This is a genomic window from Ferroplasma sp. Type II (genome assembly GCF_000496155.1).
In genome coordinates, this window is record NZ_KI542766.1 from 1 (window position 1) to 5,146 (window position 5,146).

At 34.2% G+C, this 5,146-nt stretch carries 6 protein-coding genes and 1 tRNA gene; 6 read left to right on the forward strand and 1 reads right to left on the reverse strand.

Annotation, left to right across the window (positions count from 1 at the left end):
• The 4 genes from AMDU4_RS10585 to AMDU4_RS10600 all read left to right on the forward strand — a co-directional run.
• The coding region (locus AMDU4_RS10585; protein WP_021787966.1) for a TIGR00269 family protein at positions 1-550 on the forward strand (550 nt) is incomplete at its 5' end.
• Positions 551-586: 36 nt separating this feature from the next.
• Positions 587-661: transfer RNA gene (locus AMDU4_RS10590), tRNA-Ile, on the forward strand.
• A 351-nt stretch (positions 662-1,012) separates the two neighbouring features.
• The gene (locus AMDU4_RS10595; RefSeq protein WP_021787967.1) at positions 1,013-1,930 is read left to right on the forward strand and encodes a hypothetical protein; all 918 of its coding nucleotides are present in this window, start codon (positions 1,013-1,015) and stop codon (positions 1,928-1,930) included.
• An 89-nt stretch (positions 1,931-2,019) separates the two neighbouring features.
• Entirely contained in the window at positions 2,020-2,661 is a 642-nt protein-coding gene (locus tag AMDU4_RS10600) for a ribonuclease H-like domain-containing protein (RefSeq protein WP_290705072.1), read from the forward strand.
• 202 nt (positions 2,662-2,863) lie between these two features.
• On the opposite strand, the gene AMDU4_RS10605 is transcribed toward AMDU4_RS10600, so the two are convergent.
• Positions 2,864-3,025: a hypothetical protein gene (locus AMDU4_RS10605; RefSeq protein WP_021787969.1), complete on the reverse strand. Its 162-nt coding sequence runs from the start codon at positions 3,023-3,025 to the stop codon at positions 2,864-2,866.
• A gap of 702 nt (positions 3,026-3,727) precedes the next feature.
• On the opposite strand from AMDU4_RS10605, the gene AMDU4_RS10610 reads away from it, so the two are divergent.
• Together AMDU4_RS10610 and AMDU4_RS10615 are read left to right on the forward strand one after the other, a co-directional pair.
• Positions 3,728-4,300: a hypothetical protein gene (locus AMDU4_RS10610; protein ID WP_021787971.1), complete on the forward strand. Its 573-nt coding sequence runs from the start codon at positions 3,728-3,730 to the stop codon at positions 4,298-4,300.
• Positions 4,297-5,055 (forward strand): nucleotidyl transferase AbiEii/AbiGii toxin family protein, encoded by a 759-nt coding sequence (locus AMDU4_RS10615; protein ID WP_021787972.1) that lies wholly within the window; start codon positions 4,297-4,299, stop codon positions 5,053-5,055. The genes AMDU4_RS10610 and AMDU4_RS10615 overlap by 4 nt, the downstream gene beginning before the upstream one ends.
• Positions 5,056-5,146: the final 91 nt, after the last annotated feature.

Consider the following 5,146-nt stretch of genomic DNA (forward strand, 5'->3'; position numbering starts at 1 on the left):
AATTGACAGAAAAACTATTTCATGTTCACACTGTGGCCCCATGAGACGACAACTAATGAACAGAATTTCAGAATATAATGGATCAGATTATGTTGCACTGGGAATTAACCTTGATGACTATGCGCAGTCAATTCTGATGAATATTGCAAAGGGGGACGTTGCACGTTATGCAAGAATGGCCCCCCATTCCTATACAAGGGAAGGTTTGGTGCCAAGAATACTGCCATTAAGGAAAATACCTGAAAAAGAGGTTGTGCTTTATGCAATATTAAGTGGCATAGACTTTGACTCTAGCTGGTGCCCTTACTACAGCATGGCACAGAGAAATTCATTCAGGGATATTATAGAAAAGCTTGAAAAGGAAACTCCTGGGACTAAATTTGCTATAGTAAAGTTCTTTGATGAGACAAGGCCGGCCATAAGAGATAGTTATGTTAATGAAAATATGAAATTGAATTCCTGCAGAACATGTGGTGCGCCTACCCCCGGCGATGTGTGTGAGGTATGCACTGATCTTGAACAGATAAGGAAAATAGATAAGAATACATAGAAATATTTATTTAATTTCTAACAATAAGGGTCTCACGGGGCTGTAGCTTAGCTTGGTTGGAGCACCCGGCTGATAACCGGGAGGTCACCGGTTCAAATCCGGTCAGCCCCATTTATATCCAAAAGTAAGTCCTACTTTTTTGTGGATAGACAGGGAGTCGATTATTTAATTAGGGATACTGTGCATTACTTGACCCTGCCATTCCCATAATTGCAACATTATAGTTGTATTCCAAATCAATATACAGAGGTAAATATACAACTGGCGAATAGTTGCCCTCTCTACCCCGTTATTGGTGGGTTCAACAGATCGGTCAATAACAAAACGGAAGGCATCGTCCATTTTACTCTTTAGTTGATTCCTGACAACACCATAACACTTCTTCTATTCATAGGTAACATTGTCAACGTAAAATTAATATGCATCTAGAAAATATATTTTGACCAGATAGAAGGGAAAGGTATGAGTCTTACTAGCTTAATCAAAATGCGACCTGAAATCAGTGATTTCTTAGTATCTCGCATTAGTGATATCCCAACAAAACCGAAATTCGTCGGTGGAGTCTTTCCGAAAACTTCCAATTACTCGCAAATTGGAACTGCCTTTGATTATGCCTTTAGGTTCGAGCTCTTGAGAAAATATCCTCATGCAAGTGAGAAACAATGGGTCTCTGAACTGGGAGCGTTGCAGATAATTGCAAATCCGGATGCAAACATGAAAAAGTGGAAAGACCCAGCGATTAATACTATAGAGTCAGCAAAATCAGCACGAAAACAGTATTACTTAAGTCCAAACAATAGTAACTTACGGAAATTAGTTGAAATGTGTTTCCGACTAAGCCATCTTGACGTAGTTTATAGGGAATTAAAGTTTCCTTCTGGCCCTGTCCCAAAAAATGGACTTATGCCAGCTCCGCAGAAACAGGACGTCGATGACGTAGTTTTAATGTTGTCTAAGTCCAAGAACTTTCTTGATTCGAGGAGGTTTTCACAAAGCAGCATTATTGCATTGAATCCAACTTTTGGATATTACTCAGAACTTGTGGGGGGTGCAGATGCAGATATAATTACATCCTTCTCCCTGATTGACCTCAAAACGTCTACACATCCAAATATAGGCAACTATGAGCTTGCCCAGGTTGTAGGTTACTATATGCTAATGCAGATGAATAACGAAAACCCGCTCCAGATTTCACTAAATAGAGTATCGGAGTTTCCTACAGTTCATGAGATAGGTATATTCTTCTCAAGATTTGGGATCGAATACATGATACCGACAAATAACATAATTCTTAGTAGAGATGATTTCCTTGAGTTCATTAGGATGGTAGATCATCCTCCTGAAGTTGTAGTAGACCCGCTTCAAAACTTAGGAAAGTAGGACACTTTCGTTCTAAGGCACTAAATGAGATGGGAATAAAGAATGTCGAGGATTTAGCTCAAATAATTGATATTGACAGAAAAAAAGAAATGGTTAAAGGGATCGGTCTAGACAAACTCTCTTCTATAGCGAAAAACTATCTAGAACACAATATCGAACTAAGAAAGGGAGTGATGATAGAGTGGGCAAAGTCACAGTTTGACTTTAATGACGAAGTATATATTGACATTGAGACAACTGGTCTTTCATTCGATTCGCAAATATGGCTTATCGGTATGCTGTTCAAGAAGAGTAATAAATTGATCCTTCTTTTTGCCCACGAATCAGATGAGGAAAAAGACATTTTGAAACAGTACATGAAACAGGTGTCAAATGTAAAAGGTGACATTGTGACATTTTCTGGGCACCATTTCGACAAAGAATTCATTGAACAAAAACTTAAAAAATACAAACTCTGGAATAATTCTCCGAAACCAAACTTTGTAGATGTCTTAAGTGTGATAAGGGATACGATCGAGATTCCAGTGAGCAATAACCTGAAGGATATGGCTGCTTGGATGGGGTATAACTTCAAGCATCCAGATCTTGCGGGATATATGATGCCAGGTCTTTACAGAGAATACCTAATAAGTCGGGATCAAGAACTATTAACTAAACTTCAAGAATACAACGAGGACGACATCAGGTCACTAACTCATGTTGTGAGTTTCATAAGGGATGTTCTTTCCTGAATCCAAGTTAGTTTTTTGTAAACATATATATTTTATTGCCAATAGAATTTCTCTTTACTTGGGACTCTCTCTCGTTTTCTGACATTAAATTATGATTTTCATCCTTGATATTGATATTTAGCTTAACCCTAATTCCATCGAACTTAAACCAAAAGGTTACTGGTTTTTTCGCGTATACAACATAAGACCCTGCCTTGCCTTCCTACTCACCATAACGTATTGCGGAAAACACAGAAGTACTAAAAATTTCCTTCTTCATTGCAATGAACGATTTTATTGTACATGATCGCAAAGTGTATATTTCGTTCTCTGTTCTGAATTTCACTGTTTTTACGTTCTCCTTCTTGTTTCTTTTAGTTTTCATGATGTATTTACTCAATCCCTAACATTTTCACGCATAATGTTCTCAAGCTAATTATACCTATTGTGAAATTCATAACTCTTGTTTAAATTCCCTCTGAATTTTCCTTCTCAATTTCTTATATATGTCTGATCTATGCTGGATGTGATAATTTTCCGTAGTAATGAGATCAATCAGATTTTTTCAACCCCGACTCCAGTAGAACTATAACTGAATGGTCTATCACACACCTAAATAATTTCGGTCAATCACAAACAGGAAGATGCTTTCACGGTGCAATCTCATGCAAATAACTCAGGGAATGTCAAAACCTAGTGCATTAATATCTAACCTTACCACTACATATCCATAGTTCAATGATGCATTTATAGGATCAGATACATTCATATTTTTTGACTAATATTATATTGCATATCAATACTCACAAATATATTCATTTTTTAGAACCTTTGAGAATTTATTTGAACTGATATATGAGCATATAATTCTTTTTTTTCACTTTCTGGTAATCAATCTACATTTCTATTAAAATCCTCAAGGCTCTTTCATATATTCATAATTCTCTTAGATTTGGATTCAGGCAGACAGCTGAACTCTTACAAATAATAAATAAATATTTATATCATTTATACATAACAATATTGTTATATTGATGTGACAATTGGTAATCATTAAATAACTTACAGACTTGCTTAGAGGTTTAAAATGAAAGAATTATCGTTATACAAAATTCGTGATATGGCTTTAAATTCGGAATTAAGCGTTTATAGTGTACAAGAGATTTCAAATCTTATCAATAAGAATAAAAATATTGCCAGGGTTTATATGAACAGACTTGTTCAAAAGGGTCTTGCAACAAGGCTTGTTAATGGAAAGATATCGTTTATCAATGATGACTTTATTATAGCATCACAGTTGATTTCTCCATCTTATATATCAATAAATTCTGCATTACTCTACCATAAGATAACCTATCAGGTTCCACAATATATTGAATGTGTAAATACTAGAAACTCCCTGAATTATTATAAACTTGGTATAATATACCATAAGATAAAACCTGAGTTATTTTTTGGATACAAAAGATATAACAAGAACGGAAGTTTTATATTTGTTGCAAATCCGGATAAGGCAATTTTCGATGGATTATATTTCAGTATATTTTCCAAATTTGATGTGAACGATTTTAAAAAGGAAATAGACTTTTCTGAATTAATAACTAGGCTAAAAAAATTAAAAATAAAAAAAATAGAAAAGATAGTGGAGATGCTTAAATGATTACGAAAAATGATATAATATCATTATCAAAACTCCATGGACTAAGACCGTGGCAGGAAGAGAAAAGATATATGCAAGTTTTAATATTGAATTCATTATTTAATTATCCATTAATATTGAAGGGTGGAACTTATTTATGGCTATTTCACGGCTTAAGAAGATTTTCCGAGGATTTGGATTTTACAGCAAACGATAAAATAAACGATGATGTTTCAAATACCGTGCATCAAAATTTATCTTTAATAGGAATAAACAACGAATTGAAAATTCTCAAAAATAATAATGTGACACTTTCATTCAGGATACTATCTAATGGACCTTTGTATACAGGAGTTTTGGATCGTATACCTGTATATATTGAAATTAGCAGAAGAGAAAAAATAATAAAAAAGCCTATCGCATTGAAATTTGATTTCCCAGAATATGACCTACCGGTAAGAATATTATCTGGGATGTCGCTGCAAGAGGTTGCGTCAGAAAAGATAAGGGCAATTTATACAAGAAAAAAACCAAGGGATATTTATGATTTATTTTATTTGGTTACCAAGAAAAATGTAAAATTCGACTTAGAAATGGTAAACAAAAAACTCGAATATTATGATATTATATTTGATAAGGAATATTTTGTCAAAGAAATGCTTAAACAAAAAGATTTTTTCAGGAATACACTTAGAAATATTGTAATGGATGAATTACCTGATATTAATGATATAATAAAAATAATTTCAATATGGGTAAGCGACCTGATGCCATGATAATGTAGATCCCTGTTTCACTTCCAGAGCTTGCAACTACATATAGAATTATATTAAATCCTTTGAGTATAGAGGTATGAGCTTTAAGGCT

Excerpts from the sequence above, each read along its gene's own strand:
- AMDU4_RS10595 (WP_021787967.1), top strand. The coding sequence starts at position 1,013 with ATGAGTCTTACTAGCTTAATCAAAATGCGACCTGAAATCAGTGATTTC.
- AMDU4_RS10600 (WP_290705072.1), top strand. The coding sequence starts at position 2,020 with ATGGTTAAAGGGATCGGTCTAGACAAACTCTCTTCTATAGCGAAAAAC.
- AMDU4_RS10605 (WP_021787969.1), bottom strand. The coding sequence starts at position 3,025 with ATGAAAACTAAAAGAAACAAGAAGGAGAACGTAAAAACAGTGAAATTC.
- AMDU4_RS10610 (WP_021787971.1), top strand. The coding sequence starts at position 3,728 with ATGAAAGAATTATCGTTATACAAAATTCGTGATATGGCTTTAAATTCG.
- AMDU4_RS10615 (WP_021787972.1), top strand. The coding sequence starts at position 4,297 with ATGATTACGAAAAATGATATAATATCATTATCAAAACTCCATGGACTA.